15 protein-coding genes are annotated in these 19,857 nt (G+C 41.7%); 12 read left to right on the top strand and 3 right to left on the bottom strand.

All coding sequences use genetic code 11. The features are described 5' to 3' along the window. The first annotated feature begins 925 nt into the window (after positions 1 to 925). From AC2CZC_RS06260 to thpR, 11 genes are all read left to right on the top strand, one after another. Entirely contained in the window at positions 926 to 1,132 is a 207-nt protein-coding gene (locus AC2CZC_RS06260; RefSeq protein WP_484584219.1) for a hypothetical protein, read from the top strand. A 225-nt stretch (positions 1,133 to 1,357) separates the two neighbouring features. After that, the gene (locus tag AC2CZC_RS06255) at positions 1,358 to 1,891 is read left to right on the top strand and encodes a hypothetical protein (protein ID WP_484584218.1); all 534 of its coding nucleotides are present in this window, start codon (positions 1,358 to 1,360) and stop codon (positions 1,889 to 1,891) included. Between the two features lie 925 nt (positions 1,892 to 2,816). Beyond that, positions 2,817 to 3,023 (top strand): hypothetical protein, encoded by a 207-nt coding sequence (locus AC2CZC_RS06250; protein WP_484584217.1) that lies wholly within the window; start codon positions 2,817 to 2,819, stop codon positions 3,021 to 3,023. A gap of 1,259 nt (positions 3,024 to 4,282) precedes the next feature. Then, entirely contained in the window at positions 4,283 to 4,966 is a 684-nt protein-coding gene (locus AC2CZC_RS06245) for a helix-turn-helix transcriptional regulator (protein WP_484584216.1), read from the top strand. Positions 4,967 to 6,097: 1,131 nt separating this feature from the next. After that, positions 6,098 to 7,459, top strand: coding sequence for a bifunctional UDP-N-acetylglucosamine diphosphorylase/glucosamine-1-phosphate N-acetyltransferase GlmU (gene glmU, locus AC2CZC_RS06240; RefSeq protein WP_484584215.1), 1,362 nt, complete (start codon positions 6,098 to 6,100; stop codon positions 7,457 to 7,459). A 134-nt stretch (positions 7,460 to 7,593) separates the two neighbouring features. Next, positions 7,594 to 8,838, top strand: coding sequence for an HlyD family secretion protein (locus AC2CZC_RS06235; protein ID WP_484584214.1), 1,245 nt, complete (start codon positions 7,594 to 7,596; stop codon positions 8,836 to 8,838). A gap of 30 nt (positions 8,839 to 8,868) precedes the next feature. After that, the gene (locus tag AC2CZC_RS06230) at positions 8,869 to 10,998 is read left to right on the top strand and encodes a peptidase domain-containing ABC transporter (RefSeq protein ID WP_237137823.1); all 2,130 of its coding nucleotides are present in this window, start codon (positions 8,869 to 8,871) and stop codon (positions 10,996 to 10,998) included. A 194-nt stretch (positions 10,999 to 11,192) separates the two neighbouring features. After that, entirely contained in the window at positions 11,193 to 12,416 is a 1,224-nt protein-coding gene (locus tag AC2CZC_RS06225) for a lanthionine synthetase C family protein (protein WP_484584213.1), read from the top strand. Between the two features lie 10 nt (positions 12,417 to 12,426). Beyond that, complete coding sequence (locus AC2CZC_RS06220) at positions 12,427 to 15,573, top strand: lantibiotic dehydratase (RefSeq protein WP_484584212.1); 3,147 nt, start codon at positions 12,427 to 12,429, stop codon at positions 15,571 to 15,573. Between the two features lie 113 nt (positions 15,574 to 15,686). Further along, on the top strand, positions 15,687 to 16,205 hold the full coding sequence (locus AC2CZC_RS06215) for a hypothetical protein (protein WP_484584853.1): 519 nt from the start codon (positions 15,687 to 15,689) through the stop codon (positions 16,203 to 16,205). Beyond that, the gene (thpR, locus tag AC2CZC_RS06210) at positions 16,205 to 16,729 is read left to right on the top strand and encodes an RNA 2',3'-cyclic phosphodiesterase (protein WP_484584211.1); all 525 of its coding nucleotides are present in this window, start codon (positions 16,205 to 16,207) and stop codon (positions 16,727 to 16,729) included. Before AC2CZC_RS06215 ends, thpR begins: the two co-directional genes overlap by 1 nt. Here thpR and AC2CZC_RS06205 read toward each other — a convergent pair. The 3 genes from AC2CZC_RS06205 to AC2CZC_RS06195 are packed head-to-tail and all read right to left on the bottom strand — an operon-like array spanning position 16,719 to position 19,363. Continuing rightward, positions 16,719 to 17,369 (bottom strand): glycoside hydrolase family protein, encoded by a 651-nt coding sequence (locus tag AC2CZC_RS06205; RefSeq protein WP_484584210.1) that lies wholly within the window; start codon positions 17,367 to 17,369, stop codon positions 16,719 to 16,721. The two genes, thpR and AC2CZC_RS06205, sit on opposite strands and share 11 nt — an antisense overlap. Continuing rightward, on the bottom strand, positions 17,348 to 18,055 hold the full coding sequence (locus tag AC2CZC_RS06200; protein ID WP_484584209.1) for a hypothetical protein: 708 nt from the start codon (positions 18,053 to 18,055) through the stop codon (positions 17,348 to 17,350). Before AC2CZC_RS06200 ends, AC2CZC_RS06205 begins: the two co-directional genes overlap by 22 nt. A 21-nt stretch (positions 18,056 to 18,076) precedes the next feature. After that, the gene (locus AC2CZC_RS06195) at positions 18,077 to 19,363 is read right to left on the bottom strand and encodes a LysM peptidoglycan-binding domain-containing protein (RefSeq protein WP_484584208.1); all 1,287 of its coding nucleotides are present in this window, start codon (positions 19,361 to 19,363) and stop codon (positions 18,077 to 18,079) included. Positions 19,364 to 19,538: 175 nt separating this feature from the next. Between AC2CZC_RS06195 and AC2CZC_RS06190 the strand changes: the two genes are divergently transcribed. Next, the gene (locus AC2CZC_RS06190) at positions 19,539 to 19,835 is read left to right on the top strand and encodes a DUF6482 family protein (RefSeq protein ID WP_063363308.1); all 297 of its coding nucleotides are present in this window, start codon (positions 19,539 to 19,541) and stop codon (positions 19,833 to 19,835) included. Positions 19,836 to 19,857 lie beyond the last annotated feature (22 nt).

Below are 19,857 nucleotides of genomic sequence, written 5' to 3'. Positions count from 1 at the left end.
TCTTTTTGGCTTACATTGTGATATTCGCTTGAGCAAGAGAAAAGCCACTAACTAAACAGTGGAGCTCTGGTTACTCGACCGCCAGCTTCCTCATGTTTTGTAGCACGTCTTGTAACCCTGTGTTGTTAACTGCCACCATCTTATTCCTTATCAAAAGAAAAGAGGGCGTAGGTGTGTTAACAAGGCAGTCAAAACAGCTATGGCCAATAACGAATGAGCGATAATCTAAAAGAGGTTCTTGTAGATAAAGACAAGCTTAAAATAGTCGGTACAGTCAGGTTTTTTATAACTCTGTCGTAATATTGTTTGTTTTACTGATCCCCATTCACTATCAAATACATTGACCATAAATCGCGTGCTGTATCCCAAATTATTTTTTGTGCTTTCACTTTTTGCTCAGTTTGGGGGTTGGCACTACCTTCTTTATTCGACCTAGATAACATTCTAACCTAAAGGATTGTCTTTTGTTCTGTCTAAGCACCTATGAATAATGTAACGGCTAAGTGTGGCTACAGGTATCTTTTCTACTTATCGATAAACGGCACTATAAAGAGAGTGAAAAGTTACCTTTTTGTTTTTTGAGCGCTTGCTTCATTGCCTTTGTTGATTTCATTTGGAGAAATATCAGCCTTTTTCTAGGAGGCTATGGCTTTTTTATCGAGTTTTGCACTTTGACTACTCACTTTGTTCACAGCGCCATTTTGTAATAAATCTAGATTTTTTAATCACTTCCCTTTAACGGTATATCCTTACCAAGTTGTGTTTTTTTATTTCCATATTAATCAGTGGTTTATGAATTATTACGAGATATTTCATAAGATTTGATATGTACCAATGTGACTGCGGGTACGCTAATGTAGAAATCACTGAAGCACACGAAGATGTGCAAAAACAATTAATATAAAAACTATCAAGGAACTAAAGCATGTTACTTTCTCTAAAAACAAAAACACTTAAGATTCTTTCTCAAAATGCACAGATTGGCGCAAAGCAAACAAAGCTAATTGGTGGAGGGACTCATTACACTGCACCTAACACAGATACTGTGACACAATTTGCCGTTCCTAACACAGATACTGTGACACAATTCTCTGCACCTAATACAGATACTGTGACACAAATTAAAGGCTAAATAGACTTTTGCTGAATAATGAAAAACAAGCTGTTAGTAAATCAGAAAGTCCCGTGCGGCTTTAAGTAAGTTAAAGTCGTAACACATCTGCATTACGCCTAGGCATCTAAATAGCATATGAATAGACAACTTATAGGAGTTGCTTATTCATATGCTTTATAGATGCCAATCTGCTATTTCAAATATGATATTTAATCAAACTCAGGACATTTATTAAGGAATGATATGAACAGTTTACTGGCTTTTTCTCTTATCTTACCCACTTATGATGCACCTATGGTTGGACAGTTATACTTACAGGCCCCAGCGGTAGAGTATTATTTTACTCGTGAGACAGGAGTTGCGATACGAGCAGAGAAATTAGAAGTAGGTAAACTTGTTGAAAAAGGAGAAGAGTTAGCTAGATTTAAACCAGATACTGATAGTGGCACAAGCAAAGTGTATATCTCTAACATGAAGGGATATATTGAGTTTATCAATGACACACAGTCTTTGCTCGAATCAGGTGAGTTGGTAGCTAAAGTGTCTTCTGATCACGCATTTGGCAATTATTACTTTGACCAGCATTATGACTTAAGTAATATCTCTCAGAGCGTGTGGTTATGCACGGACAAGAAACCAGTTAAATTTAATGTCGATGGTGTATTAAAAAATAGTCTACTGGTATCTGTTGAATTAGCACAAATTAAATACAGTGAATTGACTGAGCTCTCCACTGGTAAGGTGCTTTTATATACAAACTTAAGCGATTGCGGATGATCTATAACTCTGTTACATCCCTACTTTGAATTAACCTCTTCTTTTTTAATCGAGCTTTCACCTCAATACCTTATGCGGCTGTTTAGCTTGGTGAACCAACACTTTCCTAGCATAATTTGTATGTTAGATTACTTTAAATTTACGTTTAACCAATAGCTCTTTTCAACTGTTTATCTAAAACATCAACTAACATATTAACAATGCACAAGAGTGTGTTAGTCCAAGTCTAGGATCCTGATTGTAAAGTGCTTTGACTTAAGTCGCAGAGTGCTGATTCTATAACCTCAAGCGACTTTGTTTGTGCGCTCAGTTTTTCCCCACTTATATTCACCTACATTTCTGATACTCTACATAGGTTATACGAAGGATTTTGATCTAGATAATCCCAAACGGTTTTGCTTGTGTGTTTGTTTTTTGTCCGCTTTTAGTCACGCACGTTTCAGTTACTCTTCACGGGTTATGCGAAGATCCTCGATTTTATAGCCTGAATAATGTGATGATTAGATTTTACGTACATTCACTTTTCCATTTTATCGATAACCAGCAATTACGAAGCGAATCTAATGCTGTTTATCTGTCTTTTTACATTTTCCTCATCGGCTTTTCCAAGTTCTGCTTAGAAAAGTATCCGCTTTTTTAGAGGACGCGGTGCTTTTTTTTGAGCTTTATTCCTTGTATATCCTTTTTTCATTACATCGCTTTGTCGTAAATATGATTTTTTTTTACCGCTTATCAGTAATTGTATTTGCTTATTAAACTGTGTTTTTTTATTTCTTTATTTATCAGTGTTTTATTAAATATTACGAGATGTTTCATAAGATTTGATATGTACCAATGTGACTGCGGGTACGCTAATGTAGAAATCACTGAAGCACACGAAGATGTGCAAAAACAATTAATATAAAAACTATCAAGGAACTAAAGCATGTTACTTTCTCTAAAAACAAAAACACTTAAAATTCTTTCTCAAAATGCACAACTTGGCGCAAAGCAAACAAAGCTAATTGGTGGAGGAACTTATCACACTGGACATAATACAGATATAGTGACACAAATTTCCGCTCCAAATACAGATACGGTGACGCAATTTGCTGCACCTAATACAGATACTGTGACACAAATTAATGGCTAATTTAGTTTTTGCCGAGTAATGAAACATACTCTGTAAATAAATCAGAAAGTTTCGTGCGGCTTTAAGCAAGTTAAAGTCGTAACATATCGGCGTAACGCCTATGCATCTAAATAGCATATGAATAGGTCACTTCCAATGAGTTACCTATTCATATGCTTTATAGATGCTAATCTAATACTTCATCAAACGTAGAGTACTTATTTAAGGCTGATATGAAAGGCATAATCGCTTTTAACTTAGCTTATCGACTTACTGTACTCTTATCATCAGACTGCGATTGCAGTCGAGTATCATTTTATTCAAAAGGCCGGTATTGGCACACAAGCTGAAACTTTAGGGGTGGCGTAAACTCATTGAAAAAGTAGGAAGTTATTTTGATTTAAACCTGATAACGACAGTAGCTTAAGTAAAGTGTATATCGCTAACATAAAAGGATGTAGTGAGTTTCGCCCTTGCTGGAAGCCGGCGAATTTGTGGTTAAAGTGTACAGGGGTCATGCCTTTAGAAATAGTTCCTTCTTGAAGCCTTTTGATTTTACACGTATCGCTCAGAGCAGATGGCTATGCACGAATAAAAAACCAGCCTACTGGTATCTAATATAAATTAGAAACAGTGAATTGGTTAAATTGTCCACAGGGGGAGTGGTGCCATATACTAAATTAAGTGATTGTGGGTAATCGACTGCTCAGTTACATTTCCATATTGAATTAACTCCTTTTTCTAGTAAATCTATACCTCGTTTTAGATATCCTCAATAATGGCCGTTCAAGTTGCTTAGGGATAAATCTGCCAGCAGTAGGCGCTGCTTTATTTTGACATTTTGGCCGCAGGGCTATCAATTATGGATAGGCTAGTTGGCTGTTGTTGATAGTTTACCTATTTACTTAATTATTTGTCGTTGCATGTAGAGTTTTCTTTTTCTAAGCTTTTGTTTTTTCAATGGTTAATTTGGTGGTGGTACACCATGTAACACTCAATGTAGTCAATTTAATAATCACATATCTGCTTAGATTCTAACGAGTTGTTTACTATTTGCTTGTAATTATATGAAAGTGTTTATGAGAAAAGCGCTTAGTATGCGCTTTTACTGTCCATTATTAAACAATACAAAGTTAATTTTAAAGCGAATGTTGTGATTTAAGGCTATGATTTTATTGGTTTTATTTTTTATTTTAATGCTTTGACGGTCGCGGTTTTAAAAGATAAATTAAGGTCTATTAGAATAAAGAATATCCAACACCTTTGAATGTGAGGGAAAAATGAAGCCAACCGAACAAGATAGCTATAACCCATTTAGTGATGTTCAGTCGATCAGAGCTGCAATTGACTTATTTGAATCAATCAGCCAATCAGAGCAATTACAAGATGCTTTAAAAACCATTGCAAATGATGTCGGTTATGATTGCCTGGCATTCATTGACTATTGCTCTTTACCAAAAAAAACGAATCAACTAAAGGTATATGGGCAATATGAAGATGAGATTATGATGCACCTTGAAAATGAAAAGGTGACTTTACATGCGCAATCAGGTATTAGAATTTGTTCTTTAGCTAAGCTCGCAGATACGGATAAATTAGGGACTCATTTGTTTGTATTGCCGCTTAGAGGAATAAAAGGCATTGTTGGTGCTTTGGTATTTAGCATGCCAAAAAATCAACCTGTGCAGCTCAGTGCCGAAGTGATTGATTGGTATTGGACTATTCTATCACCCTATTTATTGAATGCAGCACTAAGATGTCGAAGGGCAAAGTTAGGTATTACTAAACGGGAACGGGATTGTATGTTTTGGGTTTGTCAGGGAAAAACATCTTGGGAGATAAGCCAAATATTAGGGATCAGCGAACGTACTGTTAATTTCCACCTTACTAATTGCATTGAGAAAACACAAAGTGCTAATCGTCAACAAGCGATTGCTAGGTGCATAATTAATAATTTGATTTAGACTGGTTTTTTATAACTCGAGTTAGGTAATATCAATAAGGAAAGTTGTGTTACTAACCAAGTTATGTTCATTGGCTGAGCCCGCCGCTTATTTTTATCAAACGCTGGCCATATTATTCTCTATGAGCTTGAAAAAGTAGGGGATGTTCTAAGTTTCTTTGCCTCGCTCGCCTTCATATTTACTCAGTTAATAATGATGCACCTCTAAGTCGCGTTTACATTTCCTTATGATGACCTTGTTAGTCAGTCAAATATGTATTGGTAATCTTTCATTGATAAGACGCAAAAAGTGGCTTATTTAGTATTACTGTCGTTACGTGTAAATCAATGTGCACTGGTCAGTGAGTTCGTCAATAGCCTGTCGCGATGAGTTACTTAGGCTGTTAATTGTTAATGTAGTGACTTCCCATATCTCCCGTTAGCTTTATCCATTTTTTAGCGAAATGATACTGTGATATTTAACAAAAGATAGCTGGTCAGCATGATAGGCCCATAAGGTATGCAAAGTCTTTAGCCATAAGGTCCCAAAAAAGGTGATATGCACGATAAATTATAAAAATAAAATAGGCTTTGCTTCCTTGCAAAGCCTGTTAGGACACTCGGGTCTGAAGTTATCAATTCGCACAACTAATATTGTGAAAAGGCTTCCTTGCAAGTTCTACCTTGAACTACATACACATGAGAGAAGATCATTCCTTGTATTTGCATTTATTATTTTTAGTTATGTCTTTTATAGTTAGGTGATGTATGAGGGTTGATGGGCGGATATATTACTTATATCTTAGGCCTTAAAAAACCGTCAGTTATTACAGGTAAGTATTTGCGACTGTGTCTCGAACTTGGTGAGGTATCAGGCAATAAAATAATTTTGGGGGAAAAGAAAGGCAACAATACAGCGGGTTCAGCCTCATCGCTTAGTCATAGCTAATAGCGCTAGCTCAATATTTTGTCTGAATTATTCGATGTAGATGCCTTATGACTATCAATTTCGATAAATCTAGTTAAAATATCGGCAATAATTTCTGTGTGATATTGCGTGCTGCGCCTTAGTTTGATTGGGTACATGGAGTGGCAATCTTAAAGTAATCAATAGCGCATAGAAATAGAAAGTTAAAAAAAGGATCCCTCACTGATGGCATTAAATACAGTTATTCTTGCGGCGGGCAAAGGCACCCGTATGCGCTCTAAGTTACCCAAAGTTCTACATTCGGTTGCCGGTAAACCCATGGTTCAGCATGTAATCGACAATTCAAATGCGCTGGGTGCAAGAGCAACAAACCTTGTGTATGGTCATGGCGCAGAGCAATTAAAAGCACACTTATCACATAATGATGTAAATTGGGTCTTACAAGAAGATCAGTTAGGTACGGGTCATGCAGTGGCAGTTGCCAAAGACTATATTGATGATGAAGACACTGTACTGGTTTTATATGGGGATGTCCCATTAACTAAGCAATCAACGCTAGAGAAGTTATTGGCGGTGACACCTGAAAAAGGCCTGTCTGTATTAACAGTGACGCTCGATAACCCAATGGGTTATGGTCGGATGGTGCGCGAAAATGGCAAGCTCGTTGGTATTGTAGAGCAAAAAGATGCGTCAGAAGAGCAGCTTAAAATTCAAGAGATAAATACAGGCATTATGGCAGCAAATGGTGAGCTGCTAAAAAAATGGTTGGGTCAACTTTCCAATAACAATGCCCAAGGTGAATACTATCTGACGGATATTGTGGCGATGGCGCATGCTGAAGGGATTGAGATCACCTCGGCGCAACCTGATGATAAGATGGAAGTTGAAGGTGCAAATAATCGTGTTCAACTGGCTGCACTGGAGCGTGCATATCAAGCTCGCCAAGCGACAGAGTTGATGATCAACGGTGCAAGTTTAGCTGATCCTGCGCGCATTGATGTACGCGGCAAAGTAACAACTGGTCAAGATGTTGAAATTGACGTCAATGTTATTTTTGAAGGTACAGTGACCATTGGCGATAATGTGCGTATTGGTCCGAATTGTGTTTTGAAAGACTGTACGATTGGTGACGGAGTTGTAATTAAAGCAAATTCGGTTGTTGAAGAAGCACAAGTGAAAGCAAACTGCACACTTGGACCATTTGCGCGACTTCGTCCAGGCGCTGTGATGGAAGAAAATGCCCATGTTGGTAACTTTGTTGAGATGAAAAAATCTCGACTCGGCTCTGGGTCAAAAGCCAACCACTTTACTTATCTGGGCGATACGCAAGTCGGAGAGAAAGTGAATATTGGCGCAGGTACCATCACATGTAATTATGATGGCGTGAATAAGTCGCAAACTGTGATTGGAGATGGTGCATTCATAGGTTCTAATTCCTCGCTCGTTGCGCCTGTAAAAATAGGTGCTCAAGCAACCATTGCAGCCGGCTCGGTGATCACCAGCACTGTCCAAGATGAGCAGCTGGCAGTGGCCAGAGGCAAGCAACGCAATATTGCCGGATGGCAAAGGCCTGTGAAAAAGTCTTAATAAGAAAATAAAAAGGGAAATGTGTTTCCCTTTTTTTGTACCTGATTCCTTTCTGGATTCTAAAGTGATACATTAACTTCGAGGTTAATTAAAATTTAACAATAAAAACAATTAATTCGGGTGTACAAGTCATTATGGAAAATCTCTTTCGCAAAGAAGTACTTGAGAATAAGCGACACCGATTAGAAGGAGCTGTGAGTTTAGTTCAGCCACCGGTGTTTAAAACACTCACCTTTCTGATCCTATTTGTGGTGGTTATCAGTATTATTTACTTAACCTTGGGCAGTTATGCACGTAAAGAGCGCGTAACGGGTGTACTTGAGCCTAATACCGGCGTATTGAGCATGGTTGCATCACAAGAAGGGGTCATTTCACAGGTATTAGTCGAAGAAGGTGAGTTGGTTGAAGCCAATCAACCCATTTTACGGATTGCATCTGCCAAGCACAGTACCCAAGCGCTTGAGCTTAACCAAGCTTTACTTAATCAATATTCATTTCAATTACAAAACCTTGAACGATTAATTACACAACAAGAGAAACAGTATCAACTTGACTTGGCTGAGCTTCAACAACAAAAAGAAACGGCTCAAAAGCGCTTGGTGGAATTAGACAATCAATCGCAAACATTTGCCAAGCGTCTTGAGTTAAATGAGCAAATGGTCGGCCAAATCAGCACCCTAAAAGGGACTGGTTATATCTCTGAATTAGAGCTACAAAGGCAAAAGGATACACTTTTGTCATTGCAGCAGCAGTCCTCTAGTATCCGTTCAGAAAAGCTGGGACTTCAAGCGCAAATTGAACAATATGATATGCAATTGGAAAAGTTGCCTTTACAGCATGATGAGCGTATTAATCAGCTAAATTCTCAGCGTGCTGATATGGAAATTCAATTATCTTCGGTTGAGCAGCAGCGTTTAGGTGAGCTAAGAGCACCTAAAGCAGGTGTTGTGACTGGTCTACTCGCAAAAGTGGGTAAAAACGTGGTTACTGGTGAGCGATTACTCAGTGTGATCCCTGAAAATAGTCAAATGCAGGCGGTGATCTATGTGCCTACATCCGCGTTTGGTTTTATCGAGTCTGGGCAGGCGACAAAGTTGCGCTATCACGCTTTCCCCTATGAGAAGTTTGGTATTTATAGCGGCGAGATCAAGCAGATAAGTAGCTCTTTGATTTTACCTGAAGAGGCCATTATTCCCGGGATGATCACTGAACCCGCTTATCGCGTCGTTGTCTCTTTATCTGAACAGCATATTCAGGCGTATGGTAAGTCGACACCGCTGCGTGCAGGTATGATGTTAGATGCAGATATCATTATCGAGGAGCGATCACTACTTCGTTGGTTGTTTGATCCAGTATTTAGTATTAAAGGACAGCTGTAGCTGCAATAACGATAATAAAAAAGGCTTTATATGCACCAGGAAGATAACTCACCGGTACAAAAATTACAGTTTTGGTCAAGGAATTCGCTGCCGGTTATTTTGCAATCTGAAGCAGCAGAATGTGGCTTAGCAAGCCTCGCGATGGTCGCGGCATATCACGGCTATCATAGTGACCTCACGACATTGCGACAAAAATTTAGTATTTCTATTGAAGGCGCTACGCTGCTCGACATCATGCATTTTGCAGAGCAGTTGGAGTTGAGCTCGAGGCCGCTTCGAATAGAGCTTGAGGATCTCGACGCACTGCAAACACCGTGTATTCTGCATTGGGATATGAACCACTTTGTGGTACTCAAAAAAGCCAATGAAAAACGCATTGTGATCCATGATCCCGCTTATGGTGAAAAAACCTATACCATTGAGGAAGCGTCTAAACACTTCACGGGTGTCGCACTTGAATTAACACCTACAAAAAGCTTTGAAAAGAAAGAGAAAAAGCCGACTTTACGCTTTGCGGACTTTTGGAGTCGTATCACAGGCCTAAAGCGCTCATTGCTCCTGATATTTTTACTCTCCATCCTATTGCAGGTTTTCACGCTTGCGGCACCTTATTATATTCAGTTAGTGATAGATGATGTTGTACTCACCGGTGATACCAACCTTTTGACCGTGTTGGCGACCGGCTTTTTCCTCGTACTTGTCTTTGAAATCGCCACCAACGCACTGCGAGGGTTTACGTTGCTGCACTTTGGTAACCAAATGAATATTCAGTTGGGTGCTAACTTATTTCATCATTTAGTGCGTTTACCTATCTCTTATTTTGAAAAGCGACATATGGGGGATGTGGTATCTCGATTTGGCTCACTGCAACAGGTGAAACAGATCTTAACAACAGGGGTAATCGAAGCAATCATAGATGGTTTAATGGCCATTATTACCCTTGCGATGATTTTCTTTTACAGTCCAACTTTGTCTGTGGTTGTGCTCGCTGCTGTCATTGCTTACGCATTAGTTCGTATTGCCATGTACAAGCCATTTAGGAACATTAGTGAGCAAGAGATCATGGCCCGTGCAGAAGAAAACTCTAACTTTATGGAGACCGTACGCGGTATACAAACGATTAAGTTATTTGGTTCTGAGGTTAAGCGTGAGGGGCAATGGCAAAACCGTTATGCCAATGCAATTAACCAAAGTATTCGTTTGGGTAATTTTCAAATTGGCTACGATGCGATTAACCGCGCTTTGTTTGGAATTGAGAACATTCTTGTCGTTTACCTAGCAGCGCACTTGGTGCTTGAGGGCGGATTTAGTACCGGGATGTTATTTGCTTTCATGTCGTACAAGCGCCAATTTATGGATAAGACGGCCAATCTGATTGAAAAGCTCATTGAGTTTAAAATGGTCGGTCTGCATTTTGACCGTATTGCCGATATCGCCTTAACGGATAAGGAAACACTTCAACCTGAGCAGCTTAAGAAGCATGATGTTAAAGGTAAAATCGAGCTGAAAAATATCTGTTTCTCTTATTCAGATGCGACACCTAATGTACTGCATAATTTGAATTTAAACATTGAACCTGGTGAGTCAGTGGCGATTACTGGCCCATCAGGGTGTGGTAAATCAACCTTACTTAAAATTATGCTTGGCCTAAATGACGCGAAAAGTGGTGATGTACTGATTGATGATGTGCCTATCGATCAAATTGGCGCGCGCCAGTATCGTCAGCAAATTGCAGCAGTGATGCAAGATGATGAGCTATTATCGGGCTCTGTTGCAGATAATATTGCATTTTTTGATACCCCAATTGATATGGAACGTGTCGTCTATTGTGCACAGCTTGCCTCGATCCATGATGATATCAGTCAAATGCCAATGGGCTATGAAAGCCTGATAGGAGACATGGGTTCTTCACTTTCTGGCGGTCAAAAACAGCGTATTATTTTAGCGCGAGCGCTGTACAAACAGCCGAAGATTCTATTTATGGATGAAGCAACGAGTCACTTAGATACAACGTTAGAGTCTGATATCAACGAAGCAGTAAGCCGTTTGGACATGACCCGAGTGATCATTGCCCACAGAAAGGAAACCATCGCTTCAGCAGACAGAGAAATTAGGCTGCAAAAAGTACTTGCTGAGGAACTAGAACCTCAAAACGATTAATTCTTAAAGGCAAATCATCTTCATATCAGGTGTTTAGATGTAGGTGATTTGCGCTTAATTGAAAAATGCAGTTACAAACAATATCAGCGTTCAATTGTAGGTAACAAGAACAACCCTCTTGAGCTACAAGATGAATTGCGTTAGCTTTTATTGATAAAAGAAAAAAAATAAAGCTTTATTTATTAAGGAAGACAATGTCAGAGCAACTATCAATCACAGATAATCAACGTCAAGAAATAGGTGAAATTATCACCGTTCTTGCTCAAGAAGTCAGTCGTAATATTCAAACCGATGCGGAGTTAAAAAACGGTCTACTGAGTGGTCTTGCAGGACAGCTTTTGTTCTTATTTAAAGCGTATCAACTGGATCCAAGTACGGTTGATGAGGCGCTTTTCTCAGAAAAGTTGGAGTTATTGCAAGAGCAGTTGGGGGATCAAAGCTTTGAGCTTAGCAATGGTTTGGCTGGCCAAGCTTGGGTTTTGGAGTACTTAAATCAAGCGGATCAAGAAGATTATGATCCTGAGTTACTTGAAGATGTTGATGATCTCTTCATACAGGCGCTTGATTACAACCCGTGGCCGGGAGAAATCGAAATGGTGCTGGGGTTATCGGGCTATGCGCCTTATGCATCCAGACGCAACAAGTTTTCAGACCAATCAAAACTGTTCGAGATTATTGTTAGGGGACTAGAAAGTACCGCTACGCACTTTGATAATGGTCACATCGCTTGGTCACAGCCGAGCAATTCAGTGTATCGTTTTGATACTGACGACAGAGAAAAACCTGAATTTAACCTTGGGCTTGCACATGGTGTACCGGGCATGATTGCGGCGTTAATACCTGCGATGGAAGTACCTGCTTTAAAAGAGCGTGCTGCAAAGTTGGTGTCTGGTGCTTGTGATTGGTTACTAGAGAACCAAACAGGACATGAGCATACCCATCACTCTTGTTACGGCTCATGTGCTGGAGAAAATGATCCAACTTCTCGTCTTGGGTGGTGTTATGGTGATATCACCATCGCGTTGATTTTAGCACGAGCGGGTCAAGCACTAGATCGTCCAAGCTATGTCGATAAAGCCCGTCATATCGCACTGCATGCCGCGAAGCGAGATGATAAGAGCGGTTATATCAATGATGCAGGTTTATGCCATGGTTTTGTTGGTTTGGCTGTGATCTTCCAAATTGTTAATAAATTCATACCGGATCCCAAGTTCGTTGAAGCGGCTCAATTTTGGATAGACTATAGCCTGAACGCTTATAAAGAGCATGGAATAAAGGGAATGTATTCATACAATGGCCTGACTAAAGAGCATGAAGCTGATTTTGGCTTTTTAATGGGGTATGCCGGTGTCGGCTGTGGTTTGATAGGCTTATTAGATGATGATGTGAGCTGGACTGACTGTTTGTTGATGGTATAGGAGTACAAGAATGTCTAGCAAGCAACTAAAAAATGATAACTTTTTTGTAATTAGAACACCACGCCTAGCACTTGAAGAGCTGGTGGCATTTGGTGATGACAATCAAGATACCAATACCTTATTGAGCGCTTGGTTAGCCACGCCAGGTGTTGAAGAAGCGATTTATTTAGCGAGTCCATCATTGCTAGAGCGCATCGAGCAGTGGCGCACTAAACCGGACTCTAAGCAAGGCAAAAAAGTCGCACATGCGTTGATTAAATATATGGTGCGTATGTGTTCTCGACCAACGCCGTTTGGTCTATTTTCTGGCATTCATCAAGGTCAAATCGATAGCCAAACGACGCTAACGCCTGCGCAACATGTGAAAGATACCCGTAAAACGCGTCTTGATATGTTTTACTTATCCGCGCTAAAAGAGCACTTTATTAAACATGCTTCACGCTCAGAGCACCTCACTTATAAGCCAAACTCATCTCATTATTTTATCGCTGAGCAATGCCGTTACATTGAGACCTATCTGTCTGATGACACCATGCAATATCGCTTAAGTGCGGTTGAAAGTGATGAATACTTCAAGTTCGCCTTAGAGCTTGCAAAGCCTGGGTTGAGTTTTAACGAATTAGTGACGCGTTTTTTAGCGCATTACGACGAGGCTGAACAAGAAGAAGTTGAAAACTACATTCAAGACTTGATTGATGAGGGCGTGTTGCTGGCAGATATCCCGCTGCCATTGACCGGAAACTCTCCTGATCTGGCTTTACTTAAATCGATCGAAGGCATTAAGGAGCTCGATGCTGCAGACAAACTGGCAACGGCGTTGAGCCAAATTGAGCAGTTAGATACTAACCGCAGTGGTGAGATCACCCCTTATAAGCAGCTATTGTCTCACTTAGAAAGCTTGCCGGTTAAAGCACAAGAAAACAAATTATTCCAAAGTGACATATACCGTGCATTTGAGCAGTGCCAAATTTCCGAAATGGAAATTAAGCGTGTGCAAAAGCAACTTGAAGTGATTGCAGGACTCACGATTACCAGTTCGGGTTCTGCTTTGAGCCAATTTATGACGCAGTTTAACAGCCGTTTTGAAGGGCAGTTTGTCCCTTTAGATGTCATTTTGGATGATGAGTCAGGCATTGGTATTTCGACAGAGACAGGTTACGAGGCGCCGCTGGTGGCTGGGCTCAACCTTGCGCGCAGTGGCTCAAATCAAAATACGGCGCCTGAGATCAGCATGATTGATAGCATTGTTGAGCGTGCCTTAAGCTTGCCGGAAAATCGCGGTAAAGATTGTATTGTGCTAAAGAGCAAAGAGCTCAAAGGCAAGATCAACAACAAAGATGCAGTGAAGAGCTTCCCGTATTCATTTGCGACCATGATGAGCTTATATCAGGATGATAGAGGCAATCCAATATACAAATTCAATGGCTGTTATGGCCCTTCTGCAGCTAATTTACTTGGCCGTTTTTGTCACCTTGACGCACAGTTAAAAACATCGGTGACGGCGCATTTAGCACAAGAGCAAGCACACAACGAAGACGTTATTTTTGCTGAAGTGGTACACATGCCTGAAGGTCGCCCAGGTAACGTGATTGCACGTCCACACTTGCGTCAGTATGAAATTGTGTTTATGGCTGACAGTGCATTGAGTGATGAATACCAGATCCCGCTCAGTGATTTACACGTTTGGGTTGAAGGCCAAAAGGTGAAGCTGTGGAGTAAGCGATTAAACAAACAAGTCGTGCCGCGCTTATCCAGTGCGCACAATTACTCCGCACGCAGTTTAAGTGCATATAAATTTTTATGTATGCTGCAACACCAAGAAGGTCGTGCGCCTCACTTCAGTATGCCATCGAGCACTGAGCGCGCTGCATTTGTGCCACGTGTCATGCTAGATAATTTGATTTTGAGCGAAAAGGTGTGGCGTATAGAGCGCAGCGAGCTAGAAGCGGTGAATAAAAAAGGTCAATTTAACCGTGAACTGCTAGATAGCTTGATGCAAAAGTATCAGCTCGATGCACAGGTAAGTTTTGCGATGTCAGACAATGTATTGCAGCTTGATATACGCAATCCTGATATGTTCTCGATTTTATTGGGTGAGACCAAAGGCCAGACTACGGTTGAGCTCAAAGAAGTATTAACGAGCAGCTATCGCTCCCGTGTTGTCGACAGTGAAGGTCGCCATTACAACAACGAAGTCATTGTGCCATTTTTCAATGAACATGCAGCGGTACATGCCCATTACTCAGACGACCCCTATGCCAATATCACGGCCACGCCGATTAAGCGTCGCTTTAGCGCGGGTTCTGAGTGGTTAAGCTTGAAGATATACTCAGGTAACTCATTGGTTGAGCAATTACTGACAGAAGAACTTTTACCTCTGATTGAAGAAAATAGCGAATTGTACGACAAGTGGTTCTTTATTCGTTATGGCGATCCTGATTGGCATATTCGTTTGCGTTTCCATGGTGATCCGAGCTTGTTATGCGGTCAATTACTGCCGCGTTTGAATGCATTATTAGATCCGAAGATTGAGTCTGGTGAGCTGCACAAAGTTGAGCTAATGACCTATGAGCGTGAAGTCGAGCGCTACGGCGGTCCTGAGTCAATGAGTTTGGTGGAATCTTTGTTTATGCTCGATAGCCGTTTAATTGCACAAACTTGTGGCTTAATTGATGAGTATGGTGAGGATGTGCGTTGGCGTGTGGCGTTGGCGTGTACACATAGATTGTTTAACCTTTTTGAGTACTCAGATGAAGCTCGTTTTGCCTTGGTTAGCCAGCTGCGCGAAGGGTTTGGCCGAGAGTTTAATGAAACCAGTCTGTTACGTAAGCAGCTAGGTAATCGTTATCGTGATTATCAGCAGAAGCTCGATGATGACTTTGTTAAATTGGTGCCGGAAAACGCGGCCGATTGCGATGAAGTACAGTCAGCAATATTGGCGATTTTAGAGCAGTGGCAAGCCAGTGCAGCGCCTGTGATAGAGGAGCTAAATCGTTTGATTGCTGAAGATCAATTAAATTGTACAAAAGACTCGTTGCTGAACTCTGTTTTGCATATGCATAACAACCGTATGTTTAAAGCTTATGGTCGTGAGCAAGAGTTAGTCATACACGATTTGATGCGTCGTAAATACTTCTCAGCAGATAAAAAATCGTAAAATCATTCATAATTAAAAAAGCGCTCAACTGAGCGCTTTTTTTGTGCTTTGCCGCAGGGCGCACTAGAGTTGAATGCAAGCAAACTCATTTCAGTTAAGTAAGGAGTGACATGATGCGAGCGCTAAAATGCCTTGTGTGTGCAATCTGTTTCTATAATCCGCTTGCTTGGACGGCGGAGCTCGCCAAAGAGTTGAGCGTGTTCTCCCCCTACTTGGGGACTTGGCAAGCCCGTTTTAGCATGGCGGCAGATACGCCTGCAGTGGAAGATATCAGCCATTGGGAGCGGGCTTTGAATGGTACGGCTATTCGGACCTTACATTCTATCAATCAGGGGGAGTATGGTGGCGAGTCGCTGATTTTTTGGGATAAGCAAAAGCAGTCCTTGGTATTTTATTATTTTACGACAGCAGGCTTTTATACCTCTGGGCGAATTGAGGTGATCAGTGACTATGAATTTGCTGCTTATGAGCAAGTTGTGGGCGACCAAAACGGTATTACCCAAGTGAAGTCAACAAGCCGCTTTAAAGATGGTCAGTTCAGTGTCGCAACTCAGTACTTTAAGCAAGGTAAATGGACAGCGCCGCAAACACGTATTTATACGCCAAGCAAAAAGGCAGTGGTATTTAAATAATGATAGGGAAGCGACTGTTTTTTGGTATTGGCTTAGCACCTGAGCAAACGGCACATATTCAACACTGGCTAGATACCTCTGTTATTGCCACTAAAGCATCGACACTGCCGCATAATTGGCATCTGACATTGGCATTTTTGGCTCAGACAGATGCGAGCGCTGAAGAAAAGGTGATCGAATTTGCCCACAGTATAGTGCTGCCATCTTTTCAACTGCGTTTTGATAGCACGGGGTATTGGTCGCACAACGGATTATTTTATTTGCGGCCCGATCACATTAATGAGGCGTTGTGCGGTATTGCAGAGCCTTTGCGCAACTGTGGGGAAGCGCTGGGCTTGTATCGTAACCCCTATCCATTTTCTCCTCATATCACTTTGTTTCGCGGGCTCAAAGCTGAGCCGTCAGTATGTGCCCCCCTAGTGCCATTTACCTTGGACGTCACTGAGTTTCATCTTTATCACTCACACCGGCTTGAAGATGGTTTGCACTATACGCCAATCCACTCATTTGCGCTTAGCGCTTAAAACGAGCAAGGGCTTTGGTCAAAAGAAAGTGGCCAAGTCGCTTAAGTAAACCCACAGAACCGCTTTGTGCGAATAACCGTGCGGTGGCTTGATTGCGCGCAGCGCTGACATACTTGCGTCGACACTCTGTGGCGGCAAGCTGCCAGTTTTCATGGCGAATGGCTTGCAATAGATTTGGCCATGCTCGACTTAAGTTAGGAGTACCTAAATTATAGGCCATATCGAGTAATGCTAGTTGCACATTCGACGGCATACGGCGAAATGGCACATAGCCGTTTTTCGCGCTAAATAGGGTGTCCAGCTCAGTTTCGAATTCGGCGATCTTTTTTTCTAGTAACTTTACGCATGCTGGTTGTGGTAAATACAGTTTGCAGTGGGATTCATACCAGCTTGCTAAGCGTCCTGATGGTAATTTGGCTATGTGTTCAAACTCTTGAATTTTCGCTGCGCGACTTGCCGCTTTTTGTGTCGACTTTTCACGCAGAGGGAGCTTGCTGAGCGCTTTGGCACTGGTAATGTGAAAACCCGCTCCCAAGGTGACATTGCCGCGGGTATCGACATATAAATGGGCAATGACCCCTTCGTATAAACAAATGTGTTTAGCCGCTTTTCGGCGGTTTACTGAGTTAAGTTGGAACAATTCGCAACCTTTTTTACTTCCGACGCTTTATTAACTGTGTAGCATTGCTTGAGCAAAGAGCAATAGCAAGTATTTACTTCAATATCATGGGCGATCTCTCCAATTTTTTCCCACAAATTATTATTAAACTTGCTGCGCACCATAGAAAATAAGACTAAATCATTGCCATCCGCTAATAGAGAGTTGTTTGGATTGCTCGTGACATACCAGCCAAACTGCTTGAGGTAGTTAATATCCCCATTATCGGATTGAACTTCTTTTAGTGCATCTCGATAGGCATTGAGGCTGCAGCAATCGTTTAGGAGCTCAACGAGGGTGTTGTACTGTTCGCCTTGATATGCAAAGTGCATGGATTTGATAAGTGCAGGGCCAGTACCAGAGTTTTTCACTTTAACAGTCATATGGGCGCGCTCAGCTTCGATATCATAGTCGCTATAACTGACCTGCAACCAAGGCCAAGTTTCTGCGTAAAGTTGTCGCTCTGCTGCGGTCACTTGTTCTTGGGCTGCTTTGGCTTGCATGTAAGTGGCATAAAAGGAGGCTGCGGAAATTAAAATCGCACACAGGGCTAAAATGCTGTTCATTTTAGAGCGTGATAATTTTAGCTTGAGTCTAGGCGCTTTAGGTCGCAGCGCTTCTGTTGGCTGATGTTGTTCTTCTATCTTTTGGTCGTGTTCAGATGACATGGTAAATTCCTTTTTATGTACTTATGGCGCCGTTAAAAATAAAGTAAGCTCTTTGCCAATTTGCAGTGTTGAGCTGGATAGCGCGTTCCATTGCTTTAACTTATTAACGGAAACATTAAATTGCTTGGCAATGCGCCATAAGCTATCGCCAGACTTGACGGTATAGGTGTAGTGTTTATCGGCCAGTACGGGTAACACCAATTGCTGACCAATGCGTATGGTATCGGAGCGCAGTTGGTTAAATGACTTGAGCTGCCTAACACTGAGCTCGTAATTGGCTGCAATCACACTCAGGCTATCGCCACGACGCACTGTGTAGGTTTGCCACTGATCACTTGGCATGGTTGGGAGGTTTTTGGCATAGTCCGACCATTGCTGGGCTTTGTCGATTGGCATAATGAGGCGATTGGGGCCGCCAAGCAAAGCGGGAAAGCGTGCGTACCCAGTATTGAGCTCGGCCAGCATCGACCACTGAGGATCTCGGTCTAAAATAGTGGCAGTGGGTAAAGAAACTGTGGTGATGGCTGGGGTGTTGGCAATGGCCGGAAAAGGCATTAACTGCTGTTTGAGTAATTGCGTGGCAGCGATAAGTTTAGGGACATAGTGACGTGTTTGGCGCGGTAGCTGTAGCGCAAAAAAATCTGTTGATTTACCTGCTTTACGGTTGTTTTCTATGGCTCTTAAGACTCTGCCTTCCCCCGTATTATACGCCGCAACCGCGTGGTACCAGTTGCCGTCAAAGCGCTTGTGCAAGTAGGTTAAAAAATCAAGCGCGACACGGGTTGAGTCAATCAGATCTTGGCGACCATCGTACCAAGGGTTGATCTCAATGCCATAATGTTTGGCGATCAAAGGCGTTAATTGCCACAGTCCCGAGGCATGCTTGTGTGAATAGGCTTGCATATCAAAGTCAGTTTCAATCAAAGGCATGAGTGCCAGTTCAATGGGTAAACCGCGCTTTTCAATTTCAGTCACAATGTAATACAGCAAAGGGCCTGCACGTTGGCTGATGGTATCCATATAATTTGGGTGCTGTAGGTACCAATTGACGCGTCGTAGTACCCTAGGGTGGCTTGAGGGGGCAAAGCTAATTTGCTGGCGGATCCGCTGCCAGACATCCTCTTCATGAATGGGCGCGGTTGGAAAAGGTCTTGTCTTGGTCACGCCTGTCGAAGTTTGAATTTGGGTTGGTTTAATATGGGCTTCTTGCATTTGCTGATCAGAAGCATCAGCTTGTGCAGCATCTTGTGTCGTCTGACAGGCCGTAAGAGATAAAAAGCAGGCAATGAGAAGCGGTCGTTTTAGCATAGCGGCACCGGGTTATTATTATTCTTATTACGCTATTTTATAAGTTAGTGAAATAAATACACAAGTTAAAATAATTGGGACATAGGGAGCCTGAGAGATAGTTTCTGTTTGTTTTTTGAACTAAACTGGGGTTGAGTGCGTTTAAGTAGGTAGTTCCACTGTTGAGAGGTGTTTTATGGACCGCACAGAATTGAAAGAACAATTTGAACATAGCTATATGGATCCGGTCATACTCAGTTATGCAGACTCAAACCATTATCTTGCGGGTGGTTTAGATGTGTTGGGTAACTATCATTTGATAACCGATAAAAAAGGTAAAATCGTTACTTACAACTCGTTGCGAGAGGCCGAAGTCGAGTTGGCAGATCTTGGCGCGACAGAAGCCACGCTTGATATGGAAACCGCCTACGATGAGATGGTGGGCAGCGTCAGTGACGGACACTGCCGATTTAAATTGCCGCTCGTCCACTAAGAGAAAGGTGGGGCGTTATGCC

The sequence above is a fragment of the Pseudoalteromonas sp. MMG033 genome (assembly GCF_057197785.1).
This window is presented reverse-complemented; position numbering and strand designations above follow the sequence as displayed.

What these genes read in the sequence shown, in the direction of transcription:
- AC2CZC_RS06255 (WP_484584218.1), top strand. Translation starts at nt 1,358, where the DNA reads ATGAACAGTTTACTGGCTTTTTCTCTTATCTTACCCACTTATGATGCA.
- AC2CZC_RS06245 (WP_484584216.1), top strand. Translation starts at nt 4,283, where the DNA reads ATGAAGCCAACCGAACAAGATAGCTATAACCCATTTAGTGATGTTCAG.
- AC2CZC_RS06260 (WP_484584219.1), top strand. Translation starts at nt 926, where the DNA reads ATGTTACTTTCTCTAAAAACAAAAACACTTAAGATTCTTTCTCAAAAT.
- AC2CZC_RS06250 (WP_484584217.1), top strand. Translation starts at nt 2,817, where the DNA reads ATGTTACTTTCTCTAAAAACAAAAACACTTAAAATTCTTTCTCAAAAT.
- AC2CZC_RS06190 (WP_063363308.1), top strand. Translation starts at nt 19,539, where the DNA reads ATGGACCGCACAGAATTGAAAGAACAATTTGAACATAGCTATATGGAT.
- AC2CZC_RS06195 (WP_484584208.1), bottom strand. Translation starts at nt 19,363, where the DNA reads ATGCTAAAACGACCGCTTCTCATTGCCTGCTTTTTATCTCTTACGGCC.
- thpR (WP_484584211.1), top strand. Translation starts at nt 16,205, where the DNA reads ATGATAGGGAAGCGACTGTTTTTTGGTATTGGCTTAGCACCTGAGCAA.
- AC2CZC_RS06200 (WP_484584209.1), bottom strand. Translation starts at nt 18,055, where the DNA reads ATGTCATCTGAACACGACCAAAAGATAGAAGAACAACATCAGCCAACA.
- AC2CZC_RS06225 (WP_484584213.1), top strand. Translation starts at nt 11,193, where the DNA reads ATGTCAGAGCAACTATCAATCACAGATAATCAACGTCAAGAAATAGGT.
- glmU (WP_484584215.1), top strand. Translation starts at nt 6,098, where the DNA reads ATGGCATTAAATACAGTTATTCTTGCGGCGGGCAAAGGCACCCGTATG.
- AC2CZC_RS06230 (WP_237137823.1), top strand. Translation starts at nt 8,869, where the DNA reads ATGCACCAGGAAGATAACTCACCGGTACAAAAATTACAGTTTTGGTCA.
- AC2CZC_RS06220 (WP_484584212.1), top strand. Translation starts at nt 12,427, where the DNA reads ATGTCTAGCAAGCAACTAAAAAATGATAACTTTTTTGTAATTAGAACA.
- AC2CZC_RS06235 (WP_484584214.1), top strand. Translation starts at nt 7,594, where the DNA reads ATGGAAAATCTCTTTCGCAAAGAAGTACTTGAGAATAAGCGACACCGA.
- AC2CZC_RS06215 (WP_484584853.1), top strand. Translation starts at nt 15,687, where the DNA reads ATGCGAGCGCTAAAATGCCTTGTGTGTGCAATCTGTTTCTATAATCCG.